The organism is Streptomyces sp. NPDC012474 (assembly GCF_042955185.1).
Taxonomy (GTDB): Bacteria; Actinomycetota; Actinomycetes; order Streptomycetales; family Streptomycetaceae; genus Streptomyces; species Streptomyces cahuitamycinicus.
Genome location: NZ_JBIBEP010000014.1, coordinates 45,259 through 70,617 on the forward strand (window position 1 = coordinate 45,259; position 25,359 = coordinate 70,617).

25 protein-coding genes are annotated in these 25,359 nt (G+C 70.8%); 7 read left to right on the forward strand and 18 right to left on the reverse strand.

Annotated features, from left to right (window positions below; genetic code table 11):
• Nucleotides 1–62 precede the first annotated feature (62 nt).
• The 4 genes from ACFY9S_RS27305 to ACFY9S_RS27320 all read right to left on the reverse strand — a co-directional run bounded on the left by ACFY9S_RS27305 (nucleotide 63) and on the right by ACFY9S_RS27320 (nucleotide 3,756).
• Nucleotides 63–614, reverse strand: a complete 552-nt coding sequence (locus tag ACFY9S_RS27305; protein WP_391132913.1) for a snapalysin family zinc-dependent metalloprotease — start codon at nucleotides 612–614, stop codon at nucleotides 63–65.
• Nucleotides 615–815: 201 nt separating this feature from the next.
• Nucleotides 816–2,093 (reverse strand): amidohydrolase family protein, encoded by a 1,278-nt coding sequence (locus ACFY9S_RS27310; RefSeq protein WP_391132916.1) that lies wholly within the window; start codon nucleotides 2,091–2,093, stop codon nucleotides 816–818.
• Nucleotides 2,093–2,422: a hypothetical protein gene (locus tag ACFY9S_RS27315; protein WP_391132918.1), complete on the reverse strand. Its 330-nt coding sequence runs from the start codon at nucleotides 2,420–2,422 to the stop codon at nucleotides 2,093–2,095. Before ACFY9S_RS27315 ends, ACFY9S_RS27310 begins: the two co-directional genes overlap by 1 nt.
• 50 nt (nucleotides 2,423–2,472) lie before the next feature.
• The gene (locus ACFY9S_RS27320) at nucleotides 2,473–3,756 is read right to left on the reverse strand and encodes an SRPBCC family protein (RefSeq protein WP_391132921.1); all 1,284 of its coding nucleotides are present in this window, start codon (nucleotides 3,754–3,756) and stop codon (nucleotides 2,473–2,475) included.
• Nucleotides 3,757–4,137: 381 nt separating this feature from the next.
• On the opposite strand from ACFY9S_RS27320, the gene ACFY9S_RS27325 reads away from it, so the two are divergent.
• From ACFY9S_RS27325 to ACFY9S_RS27335, 3 genes are all read left to right on the forward strand, one after another.
• Entirely contained in the window at nucleotides 4,138–6,591 is a 2,454-nt protein-coding gene (locus tag ACFY9S_RS27325) for a glycoside hydrolase family 3 C-terminal domain-containing protein (RefSeq protein ID WP_391132924.1), read from the forward strand.
• Between the two features lie 81 nt (nucleotides 6,592–6,672).
• Nucleotides 6,673–7,050: a carboxymuconolactone decarboxylase family protein gene (locus tag ACFY9S_RS27330; RefSeq protein WP_391132927.1), complete on the forward strand. Its 378-nt coding sequence runs from the start codon at nucleotides 6,673–6,675 to the stop codon at nucleotides 7,048–7,050.
• Nucleotides 7,047–7,913 (forward strand): NAD-binding protein, encoded by an 867-nt coding sequence (locus ACFY9S_RS27335; RefSeq protein WP_391132930.1) that lies wholly within the window; start codon nucleotides 7,047–7,049, stop codon nucleotides 7,911–7,913. The genes ACFY9S_RS27330 and ACFY9S_RS27335 overlap by 4 nt, the downstream gene beginning before the upstream one ends.
• Here ACFY9S_RS27335 and ACFY9S_RS27340 read toward each other — a convergent pair.
• From ACFY9S_RS27340 to ACFY9S_RS27390, 11 genes are all read right to left on the reverse strand, one after another.
• Nucleotides 7,889–8,581 carry a TetR family transcriptional regulator gene (locus ACFY9S_RS27340; protein WP_391132933.1) on the reverse strand — a complete coding sequence of 231 codons (693 nt, stop codon included), beginning with the start codon at nucleotides 8,579–8,581 and terminating at the stop codon, nucleotides 7,889–7,891. The two genes, ACFY9S_RS27335 and ACFY9S_RS27340, sit on opposite strands and share 25 nt — an antisense overlap.
• 79 nt (nucleotides 8,582–8,660) lie before the next feature.
• Nucleotides 8,661–9,497: an NAD(P)-binding domain-containing protein gene (locus tag ACFY9S_RS27345; RefSeq protein ID WP_391132935.1), complete on the reverse strand. Its 837-nt coding sequence runs from the start codon at nucleotides 9,495–9,497 to the stop codon at nucleotides 8,661–8,663.
• Nucleotides 9,494–9,994 carry a DoxX family membrane protein gene (locus tag ACFY9S_RS27350; RefSeq protein WP_391132938.1) on the reverse strand — a complete coding sequence of 167 codons (501 nt, stop codon included), beginning with the start codon at nucleotides 9,992–9,994 and terminating at the stop codon, nucleotides 9,494–9,496. Before ACFY9S_RS27350 ends, ACFY9S_RS27345 begins: the two co-directional genes overlap by 4 nt.
• Nucleotides 9,987–10,904, reverse strand: coding sequence for an alpha/beta fold hydrolase (locus ACFY9S_RS27355; protein ID WP_391132940.1), 918 nt, complete (start codon nucleotides 10,902–10,904; stop codon nucleotides 9,987–9,989). The genes ACFY9S_RS27350 and ACFY9S_RS27355 overlap by 8 nt, the downstream gene beginning before the upstream one ends.
• Nucleotides 10,905–10,965: 61 nt before the next feature.
• Nucleotides 10,966–12,621: an OB-fold domain-containing protein gene (locus ACFY9S_RS27360; RefSeq protein ID WP_391132943.1), complete on the reverse strand. Its 1,656-nt coding sequence runs from the start codon at nucleotides 12,619–12,621 to the stop codon at nucleotides 10,966–10,968.
• Nucleotides 12,618–13,985, reverse strand: a complete 1,368-nt coding sequence (locus ACFY9S_RS27365) for a cytochrome P450 (RefSeq protein WP_391132946.1) — start codon at nucleotides 13,983–13,985, stop codon at nucleotides 12,618–12,620. The genes ACFY9S_RS27360 and ACFY9S_RS27365 overlap by 4 nt, the downstream gene beginning before the upstream one ends.
• A 34-nt stretch (nucleotides 13,986–14,019) precedes the next feature.
• Nucleotides 14,020–14,220: a ferredoxin gene (locus ACFY9S_RS27370; RefSeq protein ID WP_319165086.1), complete on the reverse strand. Its 201-nt coding sequence runs from the start codon at nucleotides 14,218–14,220 to the stop codon at nucleotides 14,020–14,022.
• Between the two features lie 7 nt (nucleotides 14,221–14,227).
• The gene (locus ACFY9S_RS27375; RefSeq protein ID WP_391132950.1) at nucleotides 14,228–15,601 is read right to left on the reverse strand and encodes an ABC transporter substrate-binding protein; all 1,374 of its coding nucleotides are present in this window, start codon (nucleotides 15,599–15,601) and stop codon (nucleotides 14,228–14,230) included.
• Between the two features lie 87 nt (nucleotides 15,602–15,688).
• Nucleotides 15,689–16,894 (reverse strand): CoA transferase, encoded by a 1,206-nt coding sequence (locus ACFY9S_RS27380; RefSeq protein WP_391132953.1) that lies wholly within the window; start codon nucleotides 16,892–16,894, stop codon nucleotides 15,689–15,691.
• On the reverse strand, nucleotides 16,891–18,357 hold the full coding sequence (locus ACFY9S_RS27385; protein WP_391132956.1) for an aldehyde dehydrogenase family protein: 1,467 nt from the start codon (nucleotides 18,355–18,357) through the stop codon (nucleotides 16,891–16,893). Before ACFY9S_RS27385 ends, ACFY9S_RS27380 begins: the two co-directional genes overlap by 4 nt.
• A complete protein-coding gene (locus tag ACFY9S_RS27390) occupies nucleotides 18,354–19,085 on the reverse strand; it encodes an SDR family oxidoreductase (protein WP_391132959.1) in 732 nt (243 codons plus the stop codon). The genes ACFY9S_RS27385 and ACFY9S_RS27390 overlap by 4 nt, the downstream gene beginning before the upstream one ends.
• A gap of 181 nt (nucleotides 19,086–19,266) precedes the next feature.
• Between ACFY9S_RS27390 and ACFY9S_RS27395 the strand changes: the two genes are divergently transcribed.
• Genes ACFY9S_RS27395 through ACFY9S_RS27410 form a run of 4 tightly spaced genes read left to right on the forward strand, consistent with a single transcriptional unit; the run spans nucleotide 19,267 to nucleotide 22,393 of the window.
• Nucleotides 19,267–20,073 carry a TauD/TfdA family dioxygenase gene (locus ACFY9S_RS27395; RefSeq protein ID WP_391132962.1) on the forward strand — a complete coding sequence of 269 codons (807 nt, stop codon included), beginning with the start codon at nucleotides 19,267–19,269 and terminating at the stop codon, nucleotides 20,071–20,073.
• Nucleotides 20,070–20,789: a 3-oxoacyl-ACP reductase FabG gene (locus ACFY9S_RS27400; RefSeq protein WP_391132965.1), complete on the forward strand. Its 720-nt coding sequence runs from the start codon at nucleotides 20,070–20,072 to the stop codon at nucleotides 20,787–20,789. Before ACFY9S_RS27395 ends, ACFY9S_RS27400 begins: the two co-directional genes overlap by 4 nt.
• A complete protein-coding gene (locus tag ACFY9S_RS27405) occupies nucleotides 20,786–21,322 on the forward strand; it encodes a carboxymuconolactone decarboxylase family protein (RefSeq protein WP_391132967.1) in 537 nt (178 codons plus the stop codon). The genes ACFY9S_RS27400 and ACFY9S_RS27405 overlap by 4 nt, the downstream gene beginning before the upstream one ends.
• A 15-nt stretch (nucleotides 21,323–21,337) precedes the next feature.
• Nucleotides 21,338–22,393 carry a dihydrodipicolinate reductase gene (locus ACFY9S_RS27410; RefSeq protein WP_391132970.1) on the forward strand — a complete coding sequence of 352 codons (1,056 nt, stop codon included), beginning with the start codon at nucleotides 21,338–21,340 and terminating at the stop codon, nucleotides 22,391–22,393.
• A gap of 19 nt (nucleotides 22,394–22,412) precedes the next feature.
• On the opposite strand, the gene ACFY9S_RS27415 is transcribed toward ACFY9S_RS27410, so the two are convergent.
• Genes ACFY9S_RS27415 through ACFY9S_RS27425 form a run of 3 tightly spaced genes read right to left on the reverse strand, consistent with a single transcriptional unit; the run spans nucleotide 22,413 to nucleotide 25,223 of the window.
• Entirely contained in the window at nucleotides 22,413–23,204 is a 792-nt protein-coding gene (locus tag ACFY9S_RS27415) for an enoyl-CoA hydratase (RefSeq protein WP_391132973.1), read from the reverse strand.
• A 10-nt stretch (nucleotides 23,205–23,214) separates the two neighbouring features.
• On the reverse strand, nucleotides 23,215–24,372 hold the full coding sequence (locus ACFY9S_RS27420) for an acyl-CoA dehydrogenase family protein (RefSeq protein ID WP_391133360.1): 1,158 nt from the start codon (nucleotides 24,370–24,372) through the stop codon (nucleotides 23,215–23,217).
• Nucleotides 24,372–25,223 (reverse strand): acyl-CoA dehydrogenase family protein, encoded by an 852-nt coding sequence (locus tag ACFY9S_RS27425; RefSeq protein ID WP_391132975.1) that lies wholly within the window; start codon nucleotides 25,221–25,223, stop codon nucleotides 24,372–24,374. Before ACFY9S_RS27425 ends, ACFY9S_RS27420 begins: the two co-directional genes overlap by 1 nt.
• Nucleotides 25,224–25,359: the final 136 nt, after the last annotated feature.

Below are 25,359 nucleotides of genomic sequence, written 5' to 3' on the forward strand. Positions count from 1 at the left end.
CAGCGCGTGTCCGCTGACGAGCGGAAGCCGGGCCGCGGTGGGCGGCCCGGCGACAATCACCTCTACCGTGCGGCAAGTCCTGAGCCCCACCACGGGACCTTGTCGCCGACGTCGTTCGCGGCGAAGAAGTCCCTGACGGCGGCCTTCTCACTGGCGTCGGGCTGGACGTTGACGCAGTCCGACCCACCCCAGGCGCCTGACATCACCTTGGTGCAGGGGCTGCCCGGGCCCAGGTCGGGAAGCGACAGGATGTGACCCAGTTCGTGGACGACGATGCGAGAAGGCTTGTACAACTGGGCGTCCCCGACTTCCAGGTACACCCAACCCCGGCCTGCGCCTTTGATGTTGACGTGGGACTGGACGCCCCTGGCCGTCTTGTACTCCATGACCCGCAGCGCCGCCGGAGTGTCCTGCTCGACGAACTTGATCGTCGGGACGGCTTTGTTCCAGACCTCGATCGCCTCGCGGGCCGCGTCGGTGTAGGAGCCGGCCAGCAGCAGGTCGATCGGGATCACCTCCGGTGCGGGGTCGGCCGCACCAGCCGGTGTGCTGACACCCACCAGGGCGCCGCACGTCAGGACCGCGGTCGATAACAGGTTGAGTCTTCGGGTCACAGAATTCCCTCCACTGCCTTGACGGACGCCAATGCAAACTAGTGGCTTTGGCATGGCGTTCTCAACGCTTCCGCAGGCCCTTTGTCGGACAGCCTCCGCCCGTGCAAGCGGCCTTCTCAGCCTCGCGAGTCGTGCGCCAACTCGTCGATGCCGTGGTCGGCTTACCACCGTTTCCCGCCGCTTCCCGTAGACGTCAGCGGGTCAGGAGGCCGGTGTGTCGTCGTCGCGGTACACCCGGCCGCCCTTCATCACGAAGCACACCCTTCCGGCGACGGACAGGTCGGTGAGCGGGTCGCCCGGTACGGCGATGACGTCGGCGAGCAGTCCGGGGGCGATCCGGCCCCGGTCGTCGGCGTCGATCAGGTCGGCGGCGACGGTGGTCGCGGCGCGCAGGGCGTCGATCGGCCGCATGCCCCGGTCGGCGAGGGCCAGGAGCTCCATGACGCCCCTGCCGTGCGGGATGGCGGGGGCGTCGGTGCCGAGAGCGACCTTGACCCCGCGGCGGATCGCGCGGGCGGTGGACTCGCGGGCGCGCGGGAAGACCTCGGCGGCCTTCGCCTGGAGCGCCGGATCCGCGTGCGCGGTGTCCATGCCCTCGGTGAGCGAGGTGGTGGCGACCAGGAAGGTGCCGCGCTCGACCATCAGGTCGAGGGTGGCGTCGCTCGCCAGGAAGCCGTGCTCGATGCAGTCGATGCCGGCCTCCAGGGCGGCCCGGATCGCCGTGTCGCCCATGCAGTGCGCGGCAACCTTCAGCCCCGCGCGGTGCGCCTCGTCCACGATGGCGCGCAGCTCCTCATCGGAGTACTGCTGCGCGCCGGCGGGGCCGGTGTGCGACATGACCCCGTTGGAGGCGCACACCTTGATGACCCGTGCCCCGTACTTGATCTGGTGGCGGACCGCCTTGCGTACCTCCGCCACCCCGTTGGCGATGCCCTCCTCGACGGTGAGGGGCAGCACGCCCGGCGCGAACGCCTGGAACATGGTCGGGTCGAGATGCCCGCCGGTCGGGGCGATCGCGTGCCCGGCGGGCACCACCCTCGGGCCCTCGACCCAGCCCAGGTCGATCGCCTTCTTCAGCGCGACGTCCAGCAGCACTCCCCCGGTCTGCACGAACAGGCCGAGGTTGCGCACGGTGGTGTAGCCGCGCTGGAGCGTGCGACGGGCGTTGGCGGCCGCGCGCAGGGTCCGTACGGCCGGATCCTCCTGGACCGGGATCAGCGGACTGCGGTGATCCCGGCCGCCGAGGAAGAGATTGACCTCCATGTCCATCAGGCCCGGCAGCAGGGTGACGTCCCCGAGGTCACGGACGACCGTACCCTCGGGGAGCCGAGCCGGCTGGACCTCGGCGATGTGCTCGCCCACCACCAGCACCTGGCCCGGCTCGACGATCTCGCCCTTGTCGACGTCCAGGAGGCGCGCCGCCCGCAGCAGCACGGGCGGCTGCGGTGTCGTGTCCGGCGTCCTTTCCCGAGCGGCCATCACACGGCGGGTTCGATGACGGCGTCGATGCTGGACGGGCCGCTGTCCGGGACCCTCGGCTGACCCCACGCCTCCACCGGGAAGGCGACGGTCACCAGTGCGCAGAACGCCCACAGCAGGTGCTTGTCCTCGTCGCTGATCCCGTCGAGGCTGAGGTTCTCCAGATACTCGGTGTGCTGCTGGAGAAGCGGATACGCCACGTCGTAGAAGGCCTGAAGCTCCTCCATGGTGCTGCTGACGCGTTTGGCGTAGCGGGCCCGCTCGCCGCGGACCGCCCAGTCCGCGAACGGTTCCAGCGCGGCGAAGTCGGGGGGAAAGACGTTGCCCATGTCAAAGGTCTCCCTGTCTGTTCGGCGGGCGTCTTCGGGCGGAGGGCGTCTCAGGAGGTGGGCGCCTCGGCGTTGCGCTGCTGGTACTCGCGCACGTAGCTCTGCGTGGTGTTGTGCAGATGGCGGAGCAGGACCTCCTGGTCGCAGAGCGGGAACTGGTCCACCGTGCGCGACTCCAGCATCGTCTGGGTCGCCTCCAGGGTGTTGCCGTCCTGGAGGCCGTACTCCTTGAAGGTCACGGCGGCGAGTTCCTGCTGGAGCCGCTGGAAGCCGTTCTCCGGCGGGACGAAGTAGCAGGTGCCCTCGAAGATGTGGGTGTTGTACGACGTCGGCCAGTAGTGGTACGTCAGCACCCAGTTGGGCCGCCAGATCAGCAGCATGAAGTTGGGGAAGAACACGAACGTATCCATGCCCCAGACTTTGCTGCGGGTCGGATTGATCGCGGGCGGCAGCTCCTCGGTCGTCATGCCGATGTCGGGAGCGTCCCACGCGCCGAACAGGCCGCTGCGCAGCACCCGTTCGATGGGCTTGACCATCGCCTTCTCCTTGGGGGGCGCGATACCGCCCCAGGAGGAGACCATGCTGTGCGGGCCGTCGATGTCGTAGGCCAGGGCCTCGTAGCCGTACTTCTTGATCTTGGCGGCCTCGCCGGACTCGTACTGGCCGGCGTGCAGGATCGGCGCGTGGTAGAACTCGGCGAACGCGTCGATGAACAGCTTCCAGTTGCTGCCGATCTCGGCGCGGTACTTGTGCACCCGGGTCAGCTTGTGGAACGGGTAGCCGTCGATGCCCTGCGCGAACTTGCCGAGGTAGGTCTTGAGAGGCGTGGTGTTGTGCGGGTCGAGGTTGACGAAGATGAACCCCTCCCACACCTCGGTCTGCACCTGCATCAGCCCGTACTTCGACTTGTCGATGTCGAAGAACTCCGACTCCTGCTGGACGAAGGTGAGCTTGCCCTCCAGGTCGTAGCGCCAGGCGTGGTACTTGCAGGTGAAGGCCCGGCAGGTGCCCTTGGTCTCCGCGCGCGGGTAGTCGTCCCACACGAGCTTGTTGCCGCGGTGGCGGCACACGTTGTGGAAGGCACGCACCTCGCCGTCCGTGCCGCGCACCACGACGACGGAGGCCCGGGCGGCGTCCAGTTCCTTGGTGAAGTAGCTGCCCTTGCGGGGCAGTTGCTCGACGCGCCCGACGTTCAGCCAGGTCCGGCGGAAGACGGCGTCCCGCTCCAGCTCGTAGAACTCCGGCGAGATGGAGTCGGCGTAGGAGACGGGCCCGGTGTCGATCTTGAAGTGCTCGGTCCAGCTGCCCTCGGGGGGTTTGGGGAAGTGCGCCATGGGTCGGAACCTCCGCTCTGGGGGACGGGCCTACGATAACAACAGTCTCAGTTTTGGAGAACTACGTTTCCAGAACTTGCTCAATGAGCTTTGAGGTTGTCTATTGAGTTGCTTTCCGCTCACCGGTAACTTGGCCTCACCGGCGTCACAGCTCTTCGCGCCCCCCACCCCCGTCCCCGGCCTCCGGCTCGTCGACGCCTGGTCCCGATTCCCTCCGGTCCTGCCGGTTCGCTGACCGCATCACCGAAGCCCGTCCGCGCCGGCGGCCCGTCCGCAGATGCCGGCAGACGACGGTGCATCGAGGAACGAGGAGGTTTGATGCCAACACGCCGCACGAACACGACCGGGTCGGGCCGCAGGAGAAGGCTTCGGCTCGCCAGCATGTTGATCACCGTGTCCGCTGTCGCCGTACTGGGGGTCGCTCCCCGAGGATTCCCCGGACAGTCCGCGGCGAGCGCCCCCGACGGGGTCTCGCGACTGGTCGCGAAGATGGCCCTGGACGAGAAGCTGTCGTTCGTCCAGGGCCGTTGGGACGATCCGCGGCAACGGGAGATCGGTGAGTCCGGATACATCCCCGGTGTGGCCCGGCTCGGGATTCCGCCGCTGCGGATGAGTGATGGTCCGGCCGGTACGCGCGCCGCCCCCTCCTCGACGGCGATGCCGGTGCCGGTGGCCCTCGCCTCCTCGTTCGACGACCGGCTGGCGCGTGAGTACGGAAGGGTCCTCGGCCGCGACGGACGTGCCCGGGGTATGGACGCGGTGCTCGCTCCGATGGTCAACACCATCCGCGTGCCCTACGCGGGCCGCAACTTCGAGTCCTACAGCGAGGACCCGCTCGTCAACTCCCGCATGGTGGGCCAGGAGGTCCGCGGCATCCAGGACGAGGGCCTGATCGCCACGACCAAGCACTTCGCGGCCAACAACCAGGAGACCGATCGCCAGACCATCAACGCCAACGTCGGGGAGCAGGCGCTGCACGAGGTCGAACTCCCCGGTTTCGAAGCAGCCGTCAAGGCCGGCACCGGATCCGTCATGTGCTCCTACAACAAGGTCAACGGTACGCACTCCTGCAGCAACGACACCCTGCTGACCTCCATACTGCGGGAGCAGTGGGGATTTAGCGGGTGGGTGATGTCGGACTGGTCAGGGACCCGCGCCACCACCGACATCCTCCGCGGACTCGACCAGGACATGCCCGGTCCGCCCATCGGCCCCGACTACTTCGGTGCCCCGCTCAAGGCCGCGATACAGGACGGCTCGATACCGGTCACGGCTCTGGACCGGTCCGTCACACGCATCCTCGGGGTCATGGAGAGGTTCGGCCTGCTGCGCTGCGCATCTCCCAAGGGGCCTGTGCCGGGCTGCTCCCTGCCGGCGCGCCCCCGGTTCGACACCAAGGCGAGTAACGCCGTCGCCCAGCGCGTCGCCGAGGACGGTGCCGTCCTGCTGCGCAACAAGGGCGACGCCCTGCCGCTCACCCGGGGAGCGGCCCGCGACATCGCGCTCATCGGCACCCCGGCCGTCGCTCCCGTGATCGGGGGCAAGGGCAGCTCCCAGGTGAATCCCACCACCGTGACCGCCCCACGCGAGGAGATCGTCAAGCGGGCGGGACACGGCGCGGAGGTCTCGTACCATCCGGGTGTCGACACCATCGGCACGGTCATCCCCGGCTCAGCGCTGTCGGGCGGAGCGATCGACCACACCGGCGACGACGCGCTCACGGGCAGACTCTTCGACCAGACGCGCACGCTGACGGCACCCGAGGACGGCGACTACCTGCTCAGCGTCCGCTCGACGCTGAGCGACCGGTCGCTGACCGTCGACGGCAAGGAGGTCGCCGGCGGGCACAGCTACCGCGCCGACGCGCTCACCAGCACCTCGGCACGGGTCCACCTCAAGGCCGGGAAGCACGAGATCGGCGTGAAGGTGGATGGCTACCACGACGACGCGAAGCTGCAGGTACAACTGACCTGGACCCCGCCGCAGACCGCGCGGGCCGATCTGGCCGCTGCCGTCTCCGCCGCCAAGAAGGCCAGGACCGCCGTGGTGTTCGTCTACAACGAGCAGACCGAGGGCGCGGACCGCGGCACGCTGGTGCTGCCTCACGAGCAGGACGCCCTCGTGTCGGCGGTCGCCAAGGCCAACCGCAACACGATCGTCGTCCTGAACACCGGCGGACCCGTCACGATGCCGTGGCTGAACTCGGTCAAGAGCGTGCTGGAGATGTACTACCCCGGTCAGATGGGCGGGACCGCCACCGCACGGCTGCTCTTCGGCGACGCCGTGCCAGGGGGCAGGCTCACCCAGACCTTCCCGCTGGACGACGCGCACACGATCGTCAGTGGTATGCCTCGGCGATACCCGGGCGTCGACGGGCAGCAGGACTACTCCGAGGGCGTCTTCGTGGGCCATCGCTGGTATGACCAGCAGAAGATGAAGACACTGTTCCCCTTCGGCTACGGCCTGACCTACACGACGTTCTCCTACAGCGACCTGAAGGTCACACCGCGGCCCGAAGGACTGAGCGTCAGCTTCAGGATCAAGAACACCGGAAAACGCGCCGGCCAGGAGGTCCCGCAGGTCTACCTCGGCCCCAGCCCCAGCCCCAAGGTGAGGAACGCCGAGCAACCGATCCGGAAGCTGGTGGGCTACCAGAAGGTCCGCCTGGGCCCCGGCGAGTCCCGTCGCGTCACGATCACCGTGGCCGAGCGGCAACTCCAGTACTGGCACGGCGCTGCGGAGGGCTGGGTCACGGGCACCGGGTCCCGCGACGTCTGGGTGGGCTCGTCCTCGCGGGATCTGCCGCTCCACCGCAAGGCCGCCGTGCGGCGATGACCGCATTGACTGCGACTCGGCAGAAACGCGGCTGACCGGAGTCGGGCTCGGCTGCGCGCCGAGCCCGGGAAGGAGGGGTGGATGGACGACGGCGAGTGGCGGCGTGCCGCGGGCGCGGCTCGCGCGCAGGTTCTCGGCGACGACGGCACGCGACTGCCGCCGGGAGACTCCGTACCTGCCGAGTTCCAGGACTACCTGGTGTCGGTGGCGTGGGGCGCGTGGGCGCGCGGTGGGCCGCTGGACAACCGCGACCGCAGTCTGCTGGTGCTGGCCATGACCGCGGCGCTCGGACGGATGGAGGAGTTCCGTCTCCATCTCGGGGCCGCGCCGCGCGCCGGGGTGACCGACGCCGAGGTCGACGAACTGCTGTTCCAGATCACCGCCTACTGCGGTGCCCCGGCCGGCAACTCGGCCCGCACGGCCGTCCGCGAGGTCCGCGGCGCCAGGGAGGGGACATGACCGCGCGATCCGGCGCCCGGCCGGGTCCGGTCGGATTCGTGGGTCTGGGTGCCATGGGCGGCGCGCTGGCATCCAACCTGGTCGGGGCCGGGTTCGAGGTGGTGGCGTACGACGCCGCCGGGCCCGCGCGCACCCCGCTGGGCGCCCGCTGGGTCCCGAGCCCGGCCGACGTGGCGCGCGCGGCCAAAACCGTGGTGCTCAGCCTGCCGGACGGGGCCGTCTGCCAGGAGGTGGTGCGGGATCTCGCGGGTGCCCGGGACCGGCAGGTCACCCACGTCGTGGACACGTCCACGGTGGGGGTGGCAGCCGCCCGCGCGCTGTCCGCGATGGGCCCGGCGTACGTGGACGCGCCCGTGTCGGGCGGGGTGGCCGGAGCGCGGCAACGCACCCTGATGGTCATGTACGCCGGGACGGACGGGGACTGTGCCCAGGTGGAGCCGGTGCTGGCCGGGCTCAGTGACCGGCGGCGCAGGGTCGGCGACCGGCCCGGACAGGCACAGGCGCTGAAGCTGGCCAACAACTTCCTGTCCGCGACCGCGCTGGCCGCGACCAGCGAGGCCGTCGCCTTCGGGCAGGCCGCCGGACTGGACCCGGCCGTGATGGTGGAGGTGCTCAACGCCTCCAGCGGACGCAGCGGCGCCAGCGCGGACAAGTTCCCGGGTGAGGTGCTCACCGGTCGCTACGCCTCCGGGTTCAGCAACACGCTGATGGCCAAGGACGTCCGGCTCTACCTGGACGAGGTGCGGCGGCTGAGCGGCACTCGGACCATGGGGGCGGTGACGGGCTCGGTGTGGGATGCCTTCAGCGAGGCGGAACCCGGTGCCGACTTCACCCGCATCTACCCGTTCGTCGCGAGGGACTGACCGTCTGTGGGATCGAGGTCGGCGGCGGGACCGGTGGCGGGATCGTGGGGATGAGGGGCAGGGTGGGTGCCGGGTTCGGCGGCGGGATCGGCGAGGGAATCGGTGCCGAGCAGGACCGCCACCGTGTCCCGCACGATCCGCGGATAGCGGTCCGTCTCCAGCTCCGCTTCGGGGTCCACCAGCCATAACTGGTGGACCCCCTCCACCAGTGCCAGGACGGCGGCGGCCGCGGTGGGCGCGCTCAGCCCGCTGGGCAGGTGTTCTCCGTAGCGCTCGGTCAGGCTCGCGGCCAAATGGTCCTGCAGGGAGCGGCACCGCTGCTGGACGTAGTCGGCGGCCGGTTCCTGGCCGGTGACCGCCTCGGCCAGCATCACACTGTGCACGGTGGCGAGAGACGGGTGGCTCTGTTCGAACGCGACGGCCTCGGCGAAGTCACCGGCCCAGTCCTCCCCCACCCGCCGGTCCGACAGGTTCTCGCGGTGCAGCGCTTCACGGAAGTCGAGGACTTCCAGCAGCAGCCGCTTCTTACTGGGGAAGTAGTGCAGGACGCCCTGCCGGGTCAGACCGGCCCGCTCCGCCACCGCGTCGATCGAGGTGCCCTTGAACCCGCGAGCGGCCAGCACCTCCAGCGCCGCCTCCAGGATCCGCTCACGCTGCTCCGACACCATGTCCTGCCCCTTTTGCCGGTGGAGAGGTGCCCACACAGTACGCAGGGGCGCCGCCCCGGGGCGAGTGCGCGTACCGGTTCTACGATCTCCGGCCCATGGCGGCGAGAGCGGCCAGGGCGGCCTCCTGGAGTACCGCTCCGTCACGGACGCAGCCCCGGTCCGCGATCTCGGCGAAGAGGCGGACGTCCTTGGCGAGCAGGGCCCCCGCGTGGGCGGCGATGCGGTCCAGGCCGCCGTCGGCGTCGGCGACCCGCTCCAGCGCGAAGCTGGCGGCGCTGCCGCGTGGCAGTATCCGGCTCAGCGCGGCACGGTCGAGACCGAGGGTGGCCCCCAGCCCCAGCACCTCCGAGGCGAGCCCCAAGTGGGCCGTGAACAGCAGGTTGTTGAGGATCTTCGCGAGCTGGCCGGAGCCCGTCGGACCGAGGTGGACGACGGGGTCGCCGTAGGTGGCGAACACCGGGCGGCAGTAGGCGAAGACCTGGGGGTCCCCGCCCGCCATGACGACGAGGGATCCCTGTTCGGCGGCCCGGCCGCCCCCGCTGACCGGCGCGTCCACGAGGGAGACACCGCATGTGCGGGCCGACGCCTCCAGGCGGCGGCAGGTGTCGGGATGCACGGTCGAATGGATGGCGATCACTCCGCCCCGGCGCAGTCCGGCGAGAACTCCGTCCGGGCCGGTGACCACCTGCTCGACATCGGCGTCGTCCACGACGCACAGGCACACCAGGTCGCTCAGGGTGGCGAGTTCGGCCGGCGAGCGGGCCGCTTCGGCGCCGCTGTCCGCGAACGAGGCCAGGGTGGCGGGTCTGCGGGCCCACAGGGTCGTCTCGTGTCCCGCCGCGATGATGCGGCGTGCCATGGGCGCACCCTGACTGCCCAGTCCGATGAACCCCACGCGCGCGGCCGCTCTGCTCATGTCGCCCTCCCCGGGCGCCAGAACACGGCGAGCAGGCCGGCGGTCGCCACGGTCCCCAGTCCGAGCACTGCTCCGGCGCCCGCCCACCCGGTCACCGCGATACCGGCCGCCGTGTCCACCGCGTACTCCCCTGGCCCCCAGGCGCCGAGCGCCAGGGCCAGCACGCCGAGGACCAGAACGTATTCGTAGCCTTCCTTGAAGACGAAGAAGCCGTGCGGCCGGTGGGCGAGCAGCCCGGCGACCAGCATGACCGACAGCACGGCGGCGCAGGCCAGCGGTGTGAGCAGTCCCAGCACGAGGAGGCCGCCCGCGCCGATCTCGGTGATCACGCTGAGCCAGGCCTGGAGCCGCGGCCGGGTCAGGCCGAGACCGGCGAACCAGCCCGCGGTGCCGGTGATACCGCCCCCGCCGCGCCAGTGGTTCCAGCCGTGCGCCACCATGACCCCGCCCAGCACGAGCCGGACCGCCAGCAGCGCGGCGTCGGAGGCCTCACCCATCGCGCCGTCCCCGTTCCGTGGGCAGCGCCCGCACGCCGAGCGCGCACTCCTCGACGAAGGCCAGGACATGCAGGTGGTAGGCGAGGGCCGTCCGGCCGACGCTGGTGTTGTGTCCGGCACCTGCCTGTTCGTGGGGCACCACGCGAGGCGAGCCGGTGAACAACGAGGCCAGGTCGGCGAGGCCCTCCGGCCCGTTGGCCCACACCTGTTCGTGTTCGGCGAGGGTGATGTGGACCGGCACCGCGACGCGCGCCGCCAGCCGGACCAGGTCCTCCTGCCAGCCCTCCCGGTGTCCCTCGTAGGCGGGCGAGGCGGCGCCGATCCGCTGTCCGCCGTGCACATCGGGCGGGTAGGCCTGCGGCGGGTGCCACAGGGCGTCGCGGAGGCTGGGCCGGGTGCGGGTCGGGTCGCGCCGCCATTCCTCCATCGCCCGCACGGCTTTGGAGTGGTGCACCCGGCCCATGCCGGCCAGCTCGACGCCCAGCAGTTCCCGGGCCCGCGGGTCGGTCGCCATGCGCAGGGTGAGTTCGGAGCCCGCCGAGTGCGACCACAGGAACACGCCGACGCCGCGTTCACGCCCCTCCAGCAGCGCCTCCACGGCCTCGTACGCGAAGTCGGTGCGCTGTTCGGGTGTACGCATGTGGTCCTCGTGCCCGGCCGAACTGCCGTAGCCGGGGCGGTCAAGGGCGAGGACGGTGAAACCGGCCGCGGCGGCGGTGCGCAGGAGGGAGAGCCTCGGATGTCCGGGGTGGTCGAAGTAGGCGGAGGTGGTGGCGCCGCCGTGCAGGGCCACGATCACGGCCTGCGGGCGCGGTACCTCGGCCACCAGTGCGGAGGCCGGGACGCCGTGCACGTCGACGACCTGCCGGCGTACGGCGGCGGTGGCGAGTTCGGGTTCGAGTGAGGTCATGCCACGGTCCTGGATGTCATGGTCCTGGATGTCATGGTCCTGAAGATCACGATCCTCGACGTCATGCGTCCGTCCTGAGCAGGAGTACGCCGCTGGGGGTGAGCCCGCCGCTGGAGACCACGGCCGTGCGCGCCCCCACGACCTGGCGCGCTTCCGCCTCGCCGCGCAGCTGAACCACGGCCTCGTGGAGCAGGCCCATGCCGTGGGTCCGGCCGTGGGAGAGCTGACCGCCGTGCGGGTTCAGCGGCAGCACCCCGTCGGGGGCGATGTTCTTGCCGCCGTCCAGGAAGTCGCGGGCCTCGCCGATGCCGCAGAAACCGAGTGCCTCGATCCAGGACAGGCAGTTGAAGGTGAAGCCGTCGTAGAGCAGCGCCAGGTCCACGTCGGCCGGGCGCAGGTCGGTGCGGGTCCACAGGTGGGCGGACTGGCCGAGCACCTGGGGTTCGTGGGTGAGGGTGGACTGGTCCCATTCGGGGCGCTCGATGATCTGCGTCCCGACGGCCTCGACGCGGACCGGTGGTCCGGCGAGGTCGGGTGCGGTCTCGGCGGCGGAGACGACGACGGCGACGGAGGCGTCGCAGGGGACGTCGCAGTCGTAGAGGCCGAAGGGGGTGGTGATGGTGCGCGCGGAGAGGTAGTCGTCCATGGTGAGCGGGTCGCGGTAGACCGCGTCCGGGTGGCGGGCGGCGCCCGCGCGCTGGTTGAGGGCGATCCAACCGAGGGTCTCGCGGGTGGTGCCGTAGCGGTGCATGTGCCGCTGGGCGTTCATCGCAAGCATGATCGCGGGAGAGACGGCGCCGAAGGGCTTGAACCAGCCGTCGGGACCCGCCGGTTGTGGCATACGGACCCTGCCCTGCCGGACGAGCTCGCCGTACGTCGCCTCCCAGACGGTACGGAAGCACAGGACGTGCCGGGCGAGGCCGCCCGCGACCGCGAGCATCGCGGCGATCACCGAACCGCCCGGGCCGAAGGTCTCCCCCGCCCCGTTGTGCCACACCGGGCGGATGCCCAGCGCGGACTCCAGCCCGCTCACGCCGCCCTCGGCGAAGCCGCCGTAGGCGCCGGCGCCGGGGTAGGTGGACAGACCGTCGATGTCGTCGAGGGTGAGTCCCGCGTCGGCTACGGCCTTCTCGCAGGCCTCGACGGTGAGTTCGAGGGGCGGGACCATCAGACGGCGGCCGATGCGTGAGGCGCCGGCGCCGCTGATGACCGCGCGGTCCTCGAACCGGGGCCCCGGGGGCGCCGGGCGCAGGTGTGCGGTGACCGGAGGATCCTCGGGCAGGGGCGTGGGCGGGGGCTGTTCGGCGCACGGCCGGAACAGGGGCAGCCAGGCCTCACCGGCCTGCTCGAAGACCGCCTCCATGCGCATGCCCACCCGCAGGTCCTCCGGCGCGCAGCCGACGACGTTGGTGGTCAGCCTGACGCGCGGGTCCTCCTCGATCGCCACCTGGGCGACGACGAACGGGGAGGGCAGGCCCGGGAACGGGAAGCGGTGGTTGACGGTGAAGCCGATGAGCGTGGCGAAGCCGGAGACCTCCCCGACCTCGGTCTCGCGCCCCCGGCAGTGGCGGCAGACCGGCTGCGGCGGGTGGATCAGAGCCCGGCACGCGGTGCAGGCCTGGAAGCGGAGCCGTCCGTCCCGGCCGGAGGTCCAGAAGAACTCGGTTTCCTGGCGGATCTCCGGCTGCGGACGGGCAGCGCCTCCGGGCCCGCTCAACGGATCTTCGCCTCCGCCTTGCGGACCGTGACCGGCTCGGCCAGTCCCTGTTCGTCGCAGGCCTGCTGGAGGCTCTCCAGGGTCTCCGCGAGTCCAGGTCCGCGGCGGGAGCCCGGGGTGAAGGTGGCGAGGAGGTGGCGCATGCCCTGGATCACGCCGATGGTCTCGTAGTGCACCGTGCCCTCGGGGTCGCACTCGAAGTCGGGCATCCGGTCGAGGACCTGGAGCAGCATCCGCTTGAAGACCGTGCGGGCGACGTTGGAGCCGATGCAGCGGTGGATGCCCAGGCCGAAGGCGGTGTGACGGTTGCCGCCGCGGGCGAGGTCGACCCGGTCGGGGTCGGTGAAGACCTTCGGGTCGCGGTTGGCCATCGCCCAGGACAGCCACACCCGGTCGCCCTCCTTGAACTCGGCGCCCGCGATCCCGCAGTCCTCGGCGACGGTGCGTCCGTCGCCGGGCGCCGGGGTGAAGTAGCGCAGGAACTCCTCGGTGGCGGTGTCCAGCAGGGTGTCGCGCTCGCTGCTCAACCGCTCCCGCTCGTCGGGGTGCTGGGACAGCCACTCCAGGGAGTGCGCGGTGAGCGCGGTGGTGGTGTCGAAGCCGCCGCCGATGAGCAGGGCGAGCGCGCCGACCAGGTCCTCCTCGCGCGGGGCCTCGCCGTCGATCTCCAGGCGGACGAGGGCGTCGGCAAGGCCGGGACGCGGGTGGGCGCGGGCTTCCTGAAGGGTGGCGGCGATGTCCCGGATCATCGCCGTGTGGGCCTCCACCACCCGGGCCATCTCCGGGGAGTTCGGCGGGGTGTAGACACCGGCGTGGGCGGGCTCGTTGTACAGCTCCCACTTCTTCAGCGGGATGCCCATCATGGCGAGGGTGAACACGGCCGGGACGATGTTGGCGAGGTCGTCGACGAAGTCGATCCGGCCCGTCTCGATCCTCTCGTCGATGCAGGCGCGGGCCACATCGTCGATGAACGGGATCCACCGCTGGACGGCCGCCGGGGAGAGGTAGGGGTTGAGGGCGGTGCGGTAGGCGCGCTGCTCGGGCGGGTCCATCTCCAGGAAACCGCCGCGCAGGCCCCTGCCGCGGGGCGGGGCCGGGATGCTGATGCCGCGGTAGCCGCGGCGCTCGCCGTGCACGTCGTGGTCGTTGGACAGCTTCTCGCCGGCGCGGGCCAAGGCCAGCAGCTCGCGGTTACCGGCGGCCACCCAGTGTCCGTCGTAGGTGTCGGTATAGGCGAGCGGGCAGCCGGCGTGGAAGGCGCGGGTCTGCTCCTCGAACTGGTCGCGGTACTCCGGGGCGTGCCGGTCGAAGTGGACGCGGGGCTGTTTGCGGGCCTCGTCGCCGGTGGTGTCCGGTGCGGTCATGGGCTGTGCTTCCTCTCGGTCCGCCGGGTACGGCTCAGAACACGCCGATAGCGCGTTCGGGGCAGGAGCGGACGGCCTCGACCACCGCGTCCTCCTGGTCGGTGGGGACGTCCTCGGCGACGGGCGAGGAGTGTCCGTCGATCTCGCTCAGCTCGAAGACCTTGGGGGCGCGCATGGCGCACAGGGTGTGGCCCTGGCAGCGCTCGGGGTCGACGCGTACCTTCACGTCTCTCATCTCCGGTTCATGTCAGGTCGGACAGGGACTTGCCGACGTCGGCGAGGGTGGCCGGCTTGCCGTAGTCCGTCTTGTACTTGTAGGTGGGGGCGTCACAGCGGTACGCGCCCTGGTCCGGCTTGAAGTCGGCCGCCTGCCAGCCCTTGGCCGTCGCCTCGACGACGGAGTAGCACCGGGGCGGCTCCTTCGAGGTGAGGTCGAAGGGGGCTTGCAGGCCGCCGGCGGTGAAGTCGGTGTTCTTCGTCGCGTTCTCGTACACGCACTTCCGCGTGAGTTCGGCGCAGTCGCGGGCGGCGGTGGCGAACAGCAGCCAGGAGGAGAAGGCGCGCAGGGCCGGGTAGGTGACCTGCTTGCCGGGGGCGTACTTCTCGAACAGGTCGATCACCTGCTGGACGGCCGGGTTCTCCGAGGCGCTCTCCAGCGGTGCGCTGGCGAACAGTTCGGCATAGTTGTGCTGCTTGCCGAGGGCGGCGCCTGCCAGTTGCGGGAAGGCGGGACCGTAGGCGTTGCTGTTGGCGTCGATCCAGTCGGGGGTGTAGCCGATGCCGGTGAGGGCCTGCTCCAGTTTGGCCAGGCTCGGGAAGTCGCCCAGGAAGACGAGGCCCTTGACGCCGTTCTTCTTGATCGACTGGGCGTAGGGGGTCCAGTCGGAGACTCCGGCCGCCGGGTAGAGGTCGCTGTAGGAGACCTTGCCGCCGAGGCCGGCGACGGCTTCCTTGTACTGGGCGGCCAGGACCTTGGTGACGGGGGCGTCGCCCGCGATGATGCCGACCTTGGGGGCCGAGTCCGGGTACTTCTCCTTCAGCAGCCAGGAGTAGTACCCCGCGTACTGGAAGTACCCGGCGGTCGGGCCGGAGGCGAGCGCCTGGAGGTCGGACCCGATGGCGCCGATCTGGCTGGACTGGGCGGGGAAGTTGGGCAGCAGGCACTTCAGCCGGTCCTTGACGCCGAGGCTGTCCAGCGCCGAGCCGCCGCCCACGAGCGCGAAGTCCGCCTTGCAGGCCTCCAGCACCCGCTGGCGGACCTCCATCAGCTTCGCGTCGCGGGTGACGGGGGCGAGGTCGCGGCCGTTGATGCCGCCCGCGTCGTTGCACCAGGATGTGAACACCTCGGCCGCGTCCACGAACTCGGAACGTTTGGTGAAGCCGACGTCGGACAGGACCCCGACCTGGATCTTGTCGTCGGCGACGCCCTGGACCGACGCGGGCTCGGCGGTGCCGGGACCGCACACGTCCTTCAGGGTGCCGAAGTCGGAGCTCCGCTGGGCGGCCGGGCTCGTCTGTTGCCCGGGGTCGGGGGCGGGATCGTCACCCGAGCGGGTGGAGCAGCCGGTCAGCAGCACCGCGACCACCGTGACCGCGCCGATCAGCGTCCTGCGCATGGTGCCTCCTCGGGGAGCTCGGACGCCGTCGTCCGAGGGAGGTGAGGGAGTGCGGGAGGTGTGGGACCTGGTGCCCCGGCCTGACGGTCAGGTGATCGCGCCGCTCGCCTTGAGGGCGAGGATGCGGTCCCAGTCGTAGCCGAGTTCGGTGAGGATCTCCTCGGTCTGGGCGGCGAACTCCGGTGCCGGTCCGAGGCGGGTGTCCTCGACGTCGAACTGGACGGGGCTTGCGACCAGTTCGAGCTCGCCGGCCTGTCCGATGTAGCCGTTGGCGCGGACCTGCTGGTCGGCGGCGGCCTGAAGGGTGTCCTGGACGGGCGCCCAGGGTCCGTCGAGTGCGGCGAGGTCCTCGGACCACTCGGTCAGGGTGCGGCTCGCGATCACCTCGCGGAGGATCTTCACCGCGTCCGAGGTGTGCTCCGCGATGGCCTCGGTGGTGGCGAACCGCGGGTCGTCGGCGAGCTCCGGCCGGCCGATGCAGCGGCACACGTTCGGCCAGAACTTCGCCGGCTGGAGCATGACGAAGGCGATGAACCGGCCGTCGGCCGTGCGGTAGAGACCCGAGAGCGGGTTGGCCGGTGAGCCGTGAGCGCTGGGTTTCACACCCTCCCAGGCGCGGTCGAGGTGGACGGAGACGGCGATGGAATGGCCGAGCGCCCACAGGCCGCTGCCGAGCAGGGAGACGTCCACGACGGGGGCCTCGCCGGTGCGCTCCCGGCGCAGCAGGGCGGCCGCGATGCCGCCGGCGAGGTTGGTGCCGGAGACGGTGTCGCCGTAGGCGGGGCCGGGAGGGCTGATCATGCCGTCGCTGCCGGGCGGGGTGATGCTGGTGGCGGTCCCGGCGCGCGCCCAGAAGGCGGTCATGTCGTAGCCGCCCTTGCCGGCCTCGGGGCCGCGCGGGCCGAGGGCGCTGCCGCGGGCGTAGACGATGCGCGGGTTGACGGCGCGGATGTCGTCGACGTCGATACCGAGGCGGGCGCGGGCGCCGGGCATGAGACTGGTGAGGAAGACGTCGGAGTCCTTCACCAGTTCGTAGAGCACCTCACGGCCCTCGGGGCGGGACATGTCCAGGCCGAGGGAGCGCTTGCCGCGGTTGGCGTGGGCGACGTTGGGATTGGGGTCGCCCTCCACCCGGAACGGGCCGGTCTGGCGCAGTCCGCGCTGTGGGTCGCCGGTGACGGCGTGCTCGATCTTGACGACGTCGGCGCCCCAGTCGGCGAGCACGGCTCCGGCCGACGGCACGAAGCCGTACATGGCGACTTCGAGGACCCGGATGCCTTCCAGTGGCTTCATGCGGCCTCCTCGGGCGGTACGACCCGGCCGTACGCCTTCTCCTCCAGGAACTCCTCGAACCCTGCGCGTCCGCTCTCCCGGCCGATGCCGGACTGCTTGTAGCCGCCGAACGGCACGTCGGCGGAGAAGTAGTTGCCGCCGTTGATCGAGAAGGTGCCGGTGCGGATGCGCCGGGCGAAACGGACGGCGCGCTCGTCGTCGGCGCTGTGCACGGCGCCGGACAGGCCGTACTTGGAGTGGTTGGCGATACGGACGGCGTCGTCCTCGTCGTCGTAGGGGAGGACCGAGAGGACGGGTCCGAAGACCTCCTCCTGGGCGATCTCGCTGTCGGGGTCGACGCCGGCGAGGAGGGTGGGTTCGTAGAACCAGCCGGGGTCGACGCGCTTGCCGCCGCGGACCAGGGTCGCCCCGGCCTCGACGGCGCGCCGCACCATGGCGTCGACCTTGTCGCGCTGCTGCTCACTGATGAGCGGGCCCATGGCGGTCTTCGGGTCGGCCGGGTCGCCGACTCGGACACGTTCCATGCCGGCGGCGACGAGCTGCACGATCCGGTCGTGGTCGGCGCGCGGGACGAGGAGGCGAGAGGTGAGGGCGCAGCCCTGGCCGGAGTGGGAGCAGATCGTGAAGGCGGCGAACATGGCGGCCTTGGCGTAGTCCGCGTCGTCCAGGACGATCATGGCGGACTTGCCGCCGAGTTCGAGGAAGACCCGCTTCACGGTGCCGGCCGCGGCGGCCATGATGGCCCGCCCGGTGGTGGTGGCCCCGGTGAAGGTGACCAGGTCCACGTCGGGATGGGTGGTGAGCACCTCGCCGGTCTCGGCGCGCGAGGAGCTGAGGACGTTGACGACACCGGGCGGGATGTCGGTGTGCTCGGCGATGAGCTCGCCGAGCGCGAGGGTGGTCAGCGGGGTCTGCGGGGCCCCTTTGAGGACGACCGTGCAGCCGGCGGCGAGCGCGGGGGCCAGCTTGGCGAGGGCGAGCTGGTTGGGGAAGTTGTACGGCAGGATCGCCGCGACGACCCCGGCCGCCTCCTTCTCCACCCAGCGGTGGTGGCGCTGGCCTCGGCTCTCCTTCTCACCGAGGTCCTCGGTGAACTCGTAGTTCTCCAGGAGGTCCGCGTAGTAGGTCACGAGGCCGATCGGCTCGTCGAGCTGGGGGCCGTGGGTGAGCTGGCGGGGCGCACCCACCTCGGCGATGGTCAGCTCGCGCAGTTCCTCGCGGTGGTCGTCGAGGGTCTGGTGGAGCTGGCGCAGACAGCGCAGCCGCAGGGCCGTGTTCGTGGCCCAGTCGGTGGTGTCGAAGGCGCGGCGGGCGGCGGCGATGGCGGTCTCGGCGTCGGCCTTCGTGGCGTCCGGAGCGTGGCCGAGCAGTTCTCCGGTGGCCGGGTTGTGGGACGCGAAGGTGCTGTCGGCGGCGACCAGCTTGCCGTCGATGAGCTGTGACTTGACGACGAGAGCGCTCACAGCCGCACCACCGATCCGCCGTCGACGGCGATGATCTGTCCGGTGACCCAGGCGGCCTCGTCGGAGAGCAGGAACAGCAGGGCGCTCGCCTGGTCGGCGGCCGTGCCCATGCGCTTGAGGGCGAAGGACTGCACCATGGCCGTGCGGTACTCCTCGGGGATGATGCTGCGGGCCGCCTCGGTGTCCGTCGGACCGGGCGCGATCGCGTTGACGCGGATGCCGCGCGGCCCGAGTTCGGCGGCGAGGGAGGCGGTGAGGTGGTTGATGCCTGCCTTCGCGAGCCCGTAGAAGCCGGTGGCCTGCCAGGCGGCGGTCGACGACTGGTTGACGACGGCCGCGCCCTCCTGAAGGTGCGGCAGGGCGGCGCGGGTGACGTGCAGCGCGCCGAGCAGGTTCACCCTCAGAAACCGGTCGAGGTAGTCGTAGTCGACGGTGACGATGCCCTCGCGGCGCATGCCGTGGAAGATCGCCGCGTTGTTGACCAGGTGGTCGATCCGCCCGAACTCACTCGTCACGGTGTCGATGAGCGCCTCGGCGGAGGCGGGGTCGGCCACGTCGGTCCGCACGAACAGGGCGTCGCCGATCTCCTTGGCGACCCGCTGCCCCTGCTCCTCGTTCAACTCGGCGACCACCACCCGCGCGCCCTCGGCGGCCAGCGCCCGGGCGTACCCCTCGCCGATGCCCTGGCCGGCCCCGGTGACGATGATCACCTTGTCCTTGAACCGCATCCCAGCCTCCTCGCTCGGTTGCTCGGAAACTACATTCTCTCTTTGCGTGAAGCAAGGATTCGGACATGAGAATCGGATGCTCCCATCGGGCACACCCCACCCCAACCGCCCTGCATGCACGGGGGGTTTCCGGTCGCCCCTACTTGAGAATAGGATTCTCACATTCGGAAGGAGTGTTCCCATGATCGAATCGAAAGCCTTGAGCCCGGCGCTCGGGGTCGAGTTCACCGGGGTCACGGACCCGCTCGAGGACTCCTTCGTCCACCGCTGTGCGGAGGCCCTCAAGTGGCGGGGCGTCCTGCTGGTGCGCGGTCTGCACCTCGACGACGAGCAGCAGCTGGCGTTCAGCCGGCGGCTCGGCGAGGTGGTCGCGCTGAACGGGGCGGAGATCTTCCCGATCTCCATCAACCCGGAGAAGAGCAGGACCGCCAAGTACCTCAAGGGCGCGTTCTTCTGGCATCTCGACGGCACCACCGACGACGTGCCGGTCAAGGCGACCACACTGACCGCCCGCCAGGTCGCCATGACCGGCGGCGGCACCGACTTCGCCAGTACCTACGCGGCGTACGAGGCCCTGCCGGAGAAGGACCGGGAGCGCTACGCGTCGTTGCGGGTGGTGCACAGCTTCGAGGCCGCCCAGCGGCTGGTGAACCCCGCCCCCGGCGAGCAGGAGCTGGCCGCCTGGCGCACGCAGCCCACGCACGAGGTGTCCCTGGTGTGGCGGCGCCGCGACGGCCGCCGCTCCCTGGTCATCGGCGCGACCGCCGACCACGTCGTGGGCATGGACCTCGACGACAGCCGCGCCCTGCTGGAGGAACTGCTCGACTGGTCCACCCAGGAGCGCTTCCGCCACACCCACGACTGGGAGGTCGGCGACCTGGTGGTGTGGGACAACACCGGCATCCTGCACCGGGCCCTGCCCTACGACGAGAACTCCGAACGGCTGCTGCACCGGACGACCGTCGTCGGCGACGAGGCGTTCGCGTGAGCGCCGCGTCGGCACCGACGGCCGTCGTGACCGGCGGCGCGTCCGGTATCGGCCGGGCGATCGCACACCGGCTCACCGCGGACGGGCTGAACGTGGCCGTGCTCGACCTCTCCCCCGCCGAGGACGGTTTCGGGCTGACGGTGGACGTCACGGACCGCGCCCAGGTCGACAAGGCGATGGACGCGGTGCGCGACCGCTTCGGCCCGGTGGGCGTCCTGGTCAACGCGGCCGGCAGGGACGGCTTCACCCGCTTCACGGACCTGCCCTTCGCCGACTGGCAGCGCGTGGTCGACATCAACCTCAACGGCGTCTTCCACTGCGTGCAGTCGGCCCTTCCGGACATGGTCCGGGCCCGCTGGGGCCGGATCGTGAACATCTCCTCCTCCAGCACCCACTCCGGCCAGCCGTTCATGGCGCACTATGTCGCGGCCAAGTCCGCGGTCAACGGGCTCACCAAGGCCCTGGCCCTCGAACTCGGCCCGAAGGGCATCACGGTGAACGCGATCCCGCCCGGCTTCATCGACACCCCCATGCTGCGCACCGCCGAGCAGAACCAGCGGCTCGGCGGCACCATCGAGGAGCACATCGCGCGCACACCGGTCCGCCGGGTCGGCCGCCCCGAGGACATCGCCGCGACCTGCTCCTTCCTGGTCAGCGAGGAGGCCGGTTACATCACCGGGCAGATCATCGGCGTGAACGGGGGCCGCAACACATGACGAGGCTGTCCCCCGTCCCGTACGAGGAGTGGGACGCCGAGGTGCTGCGGCCGCTGACAGGCGGGCGAGCCGTCCCGCCGTCCAATGCCCTCGGCCTGTTGCTGAACCACCCCCACCTGGCCAAGGCGTTCCTGGCCTTCGGCACCCACCTGCTGTACCGCAGCTCACTGCCCGCAAGGACGCGCGAGCTGACGATCCTCAGGGTCGCCTGGCGTCACCGGTGCCGCTACGAGTGGGCCCACCACGTGCTGATCGCGCGCGAGGCAGGCGTCACCGAGGAGGAAGTGGAGGAGGTCCGCCAGGGCACGGGCACGCTGCTGAACCGGGCCGTGGACGAACTCGAGACCACCTCCTCCCTCTCCGACGAGGTGTACGAGGAACTGGCGAAGGACATGGACGAACGGCAGCTGATGGACTTCGTGTTCACGGTCGGCGCGTACGGGATGCAGGCCATGGCCTACAACACCTTCGGAGTCGAGCCCGATCGCGGGATGCATGACGGGGGCATGAGCGATCGCGGACCGGCCGCATAGCCGGGGAGGATGGACATGCAGCGTTCTCCGGACCGCGACCAGCCGCTTCGCGTGGTCCAGTGGGCCACGGGGACCATCGGCGCGCGCTCGCTGCGCGCCGTTCTCGACCACCCTCGCATGGTGCTGGCGGGAGTTCACGTCCACTCTCCCGGCAAGTCCGGTCGTGACGCCGGTGAGCTGTGCGGAGCGGGCCCCACCGGTGTCACGACCACCCACCGCCTCGACGACGTCCTCGCCCTGGGAGCCGACTGTGTGCTGTACATGCCGCGGGTGACCGACCTGGACGAGGTGTCCGCCCTGCTCTCGTCCGGCGTGAACGTCGTGGCCACGACCGGCGGGTTCCACCACCCGGCCGGTATGGATCCCGCCGTCCGGAACAGGGTCGAGGAGGCATGCGAGCGAGGCGGCGCCTCGCTCCACGACACCGGCAGCAGCCCCGGCTTCATCACCGAGGCGGTGCCGCTCGTGCTGGCCTCGGTACAGCGGCGGCTGGACAACCTGACCGTCCACGAGTACGCCGATCTGTCCCGACGGGACTCGCCGGAACTGCTGTTCGACATCATGGGCTTCGGCCGGGAACCGGCCGCGTCCTTCGACGAGGGTCGCCTGGCGCACATCGAGGGCAGTTTCGGGCCGTCGTTGCGTCTGGTGGCCGATGCCCTGGGGCTGCCGCTGGACTCGGTGGAGGTACGCGGGGAGTTCGCCACGGCCGCGCGCACCACCGAGATCGCAGCCGGTCTCCTGCACGCCGGGACGGTGGCGGCGCAGCGAATGACACTGTCGGGGCTGCGGGAGGGTCGCACCCTGCTGGAGTTCCAGGCGACCTGGTACTGCACCGGCGACCTCGACCCGGCCTGGGAGCTGCGTCCCACCGGGTGGCATCTGACGGTCGACGGCGACGCGCCCCTCGACATCGATATGCGCTTCCCGGTGCCGCTGGAGCGGTTGGTCGCCGTCTCCCCCGGCTACACCGCCCACCGGGCCGTCAACGCCGTCCACGCCGTCTGCGCGGCGGCCCCGGGCATCCGGACCACGGTGGACCTGCCCCCGTTCACCGCATTGTTCGGCTGAGCCGGGGCGTCCCCCGGTTTCAGCCCTGCTTCAGACGCTGCTTCATCTCGTCGAGGCGGGTCAGGATCGGGAAGCCGTCCACGCTGAGGGCGTTGCCGTGGCCGGTCTGGTGGATGTCGAAGACGGACTGGAGGGCGGCGTAGAAGCCCTGGACGTCGAGGGTCTGGTTGACGGCGCGCTTGGCCTGGCGCAGTCCGAACGGGGGCATCGCCGCGATCCGGCCGGCCAGTTCGTAGGCGGCGTCGTCGAGTTCGGCCGGCGGCACGACCTTGTTCACCATGCCGACCTGCTCGGCCTCCTGGGCGGTCAGCGGCCGTCCGGTGAACAGGATCTCCTTCGCCTTGCGCGCGCCCAGCTCCCAGGTGTGGCCGTGGTACTCGACGCCCCCGATGCCCATGTGCACGACCGGGTCGGAGAACTCGGCGTTCTCCGCGGCCACGATCAGGTCGCACGGCCAGCACAGCATCAGGCCGGCGGCGATGCACTTGCCCTGGACGGCCGCGATGGTCGGCTTGGGGATGTTGCGCCACTTCAGCGCGTACTCCAGATAGCGGCGGGTCTCGGCGTCGTAGATCCACTCCAGGGTGATCTCGCCCGGGCCGGGCCAGCGATCCTTCAGATCGTGCCCGGCGGAGAAGTGCCGGCCGTTCGCCTTGAGGACGACGACCCGTACGTCCTCGTCGCGCGCGGCACGGGTCCAGGCGGCGTCGAGATCGTCGAGGAGCGCCATGGTCTGGGCGTTGGCCGCCTCGGGGCGATTGAGGGTGATCGTGGCGATACCGTCCGCGGCGTCGTACAGGATCTGGTCCATGACCGGCGTCCTATCGGGGTAGGCCGAGAATGCGCTCGGCGATGATGTTGCGCTGGATCTCGCTGGTGCCGCCGGCGATGGTGCCGGCGAAGCTGCGGGCGTAGCGCTCGAACCAGCTGGAGATGAAGTGCTCGTGGTGCATGTGGTGGTACGGGCCCGTGCGCGCCGGATGCTCCAGCCCTTCGGCGCCGTGGGCCTCCAGCGCGTGCAGGGAGGCGGACTGGACGGCCTCGGAGCCGAGCAGCTTGAGGACCGAGATCTCCGCCGGGTCGCGGTCCGTCCCGACTTGGCGGTAGCCGAGCAGCCGCAGCGCCGTCAGGTCCATGCGGAGGGTGGCGTACCACTCCTGGTCCGCGCCCACGTCGGCGGCGTCGCGCAGCAGATCCTCCAGGCGTTCGGCGTACGACAGCCACAACAGGGTGCGCTCGTGGCCGAGTGAGCCGTTGGCCACCCGCCAGCCCTCGTTGAGCGGGCCGATCAGGTTCTCGCGCGGCACCCGGACGTCGGTGAGGAACACCTCGTTGAAGTCGAGGTCGTCCTCGGCGGCGATCGACCCGAACGGGCGGCGTACGACGCCCTCGGCGTCGGTGGGGATCAGCAGGGCGCTGATGCCCTTGTGCTTCGGCGCGTCAGGGTCGGTGCGGACGAAGGTGAGCAGGACGTCGGCGTCATGGGCGCCGGAGGTCCAGATCTTCTGGCCGTTGACCACGAACCCGTCCCGGTCCGGTACGGCACGGGTACGCAGGGAGGCGAGGTCGGAGCCGGCCTCGGGTTCGCTCATGCCGAGCGCCGCGGTGATCTCGGCGCGCAGGATCGGCACGGCCCATCGGCGCTTCTGCTCCTCGGTGCCGAAGGTGAGCAGGGATGCGGCGATGATGCCGAGACCCTGGGGATTGAAGCTGTGGTAGATCCGGCGGCGGGCCAGCTCCTCCAGGTGGGCGAGTTGCTGGGGCAGGCCGACGTCGCGGCCGCCGTACTCGGGCGGCTGGCCCGGCAGCAGCCAGCCCGCGTCGAACAGGGTGCGCTGCCAGCGGCGGGCCCACTCGGGGACGTGGGCGCTGGAGCCGGCGCGTTCGCGGGCCTCGGCCTCCTCGGGCAGGTGGGTGTCGAGGAAGGCGGCGAACCGTGCGCGGAACTCCTCCACCTCGGGGTCGTCGGCCAGCTTCATCACGCGAGCAGTGCCTTCCTGTGGGCGGACGCGGTGCCGAGCAGCAGGTCGCAGGCCTGGGCCCGTTTGAGGTGGTACTGCACCTCGTTCTCCCAGGTGAAGCCCATGGCGCCGGACAGTTGCAGACCGTGCCGGAAGACCAGGCGCTGGCACTCCCCCGCCGCGGCCTTGGCCATGTGCGCGGCGTCGGCGCGACGCGGGTCGTCCTCCGCGATGGTCAGGGCGCTGAAGTGAGTGAGGGCGCGGGCGCGTTCGATGGCCACGTGCATGTCGGCCGCCTTGTGCTTGACGGCCTGGAAGGAGCCGAGGGGCCGGCCGAACTGCACGCGCTGCTTCACATGGTCCAGGACGAGGTCGAGAACCCGGCGGCAGGCACCGACACACGTGGCCGCGAGCCCCAGCAGTGCGAGGTCGGGCACTCCGGAGGCGAGGTCGTCGGCACGGACGTGGGCGGCGTGCAGGTGCGGATCGAGAACGGGGATCCGTTCGGCGGCGAGTTCCGCTCCCGGTACGACGGTGACGCCCCGGCGGGTGAGCAGGGCGACCTCTCCGGCCCGGTCGGCGTCCAGAACGTAACGCCCGGTGCCGTCGAAGACCGCAGTGCCGCTGCCTTCGGGGAGGCGGCCGGCGAGCGGTGCGAACCAGGTGGCGGTGGCCAGGAACGGGGTCGCGTCGGCGGCGTATCCCAGCTCTTCGAGGATGAGGGCGAGCTCCAGCGGGGGCGCCTCGAGCCAGCCGAGCCGAAGGTATGTGTCCCACTGCTGATGCTCTGGCCGTCCGCGCACCTTGGCGACCGTCTCCCGCACCGAGCGCCGCAGCAGCCGCTGCTCCTCGTCGAGTTCGAACTCCACACCGGCCCCCTCCGCCGTACTCGTGCCTGTCTGCACGCCGGGCGCGGCCCGGATCAGAGGTTGGAGAATAGCATTCTCACATATCGCAAGTAAGGCTCTTGGGTCTGATGGTGCACAATTCGGTAGGGCGTGGGGC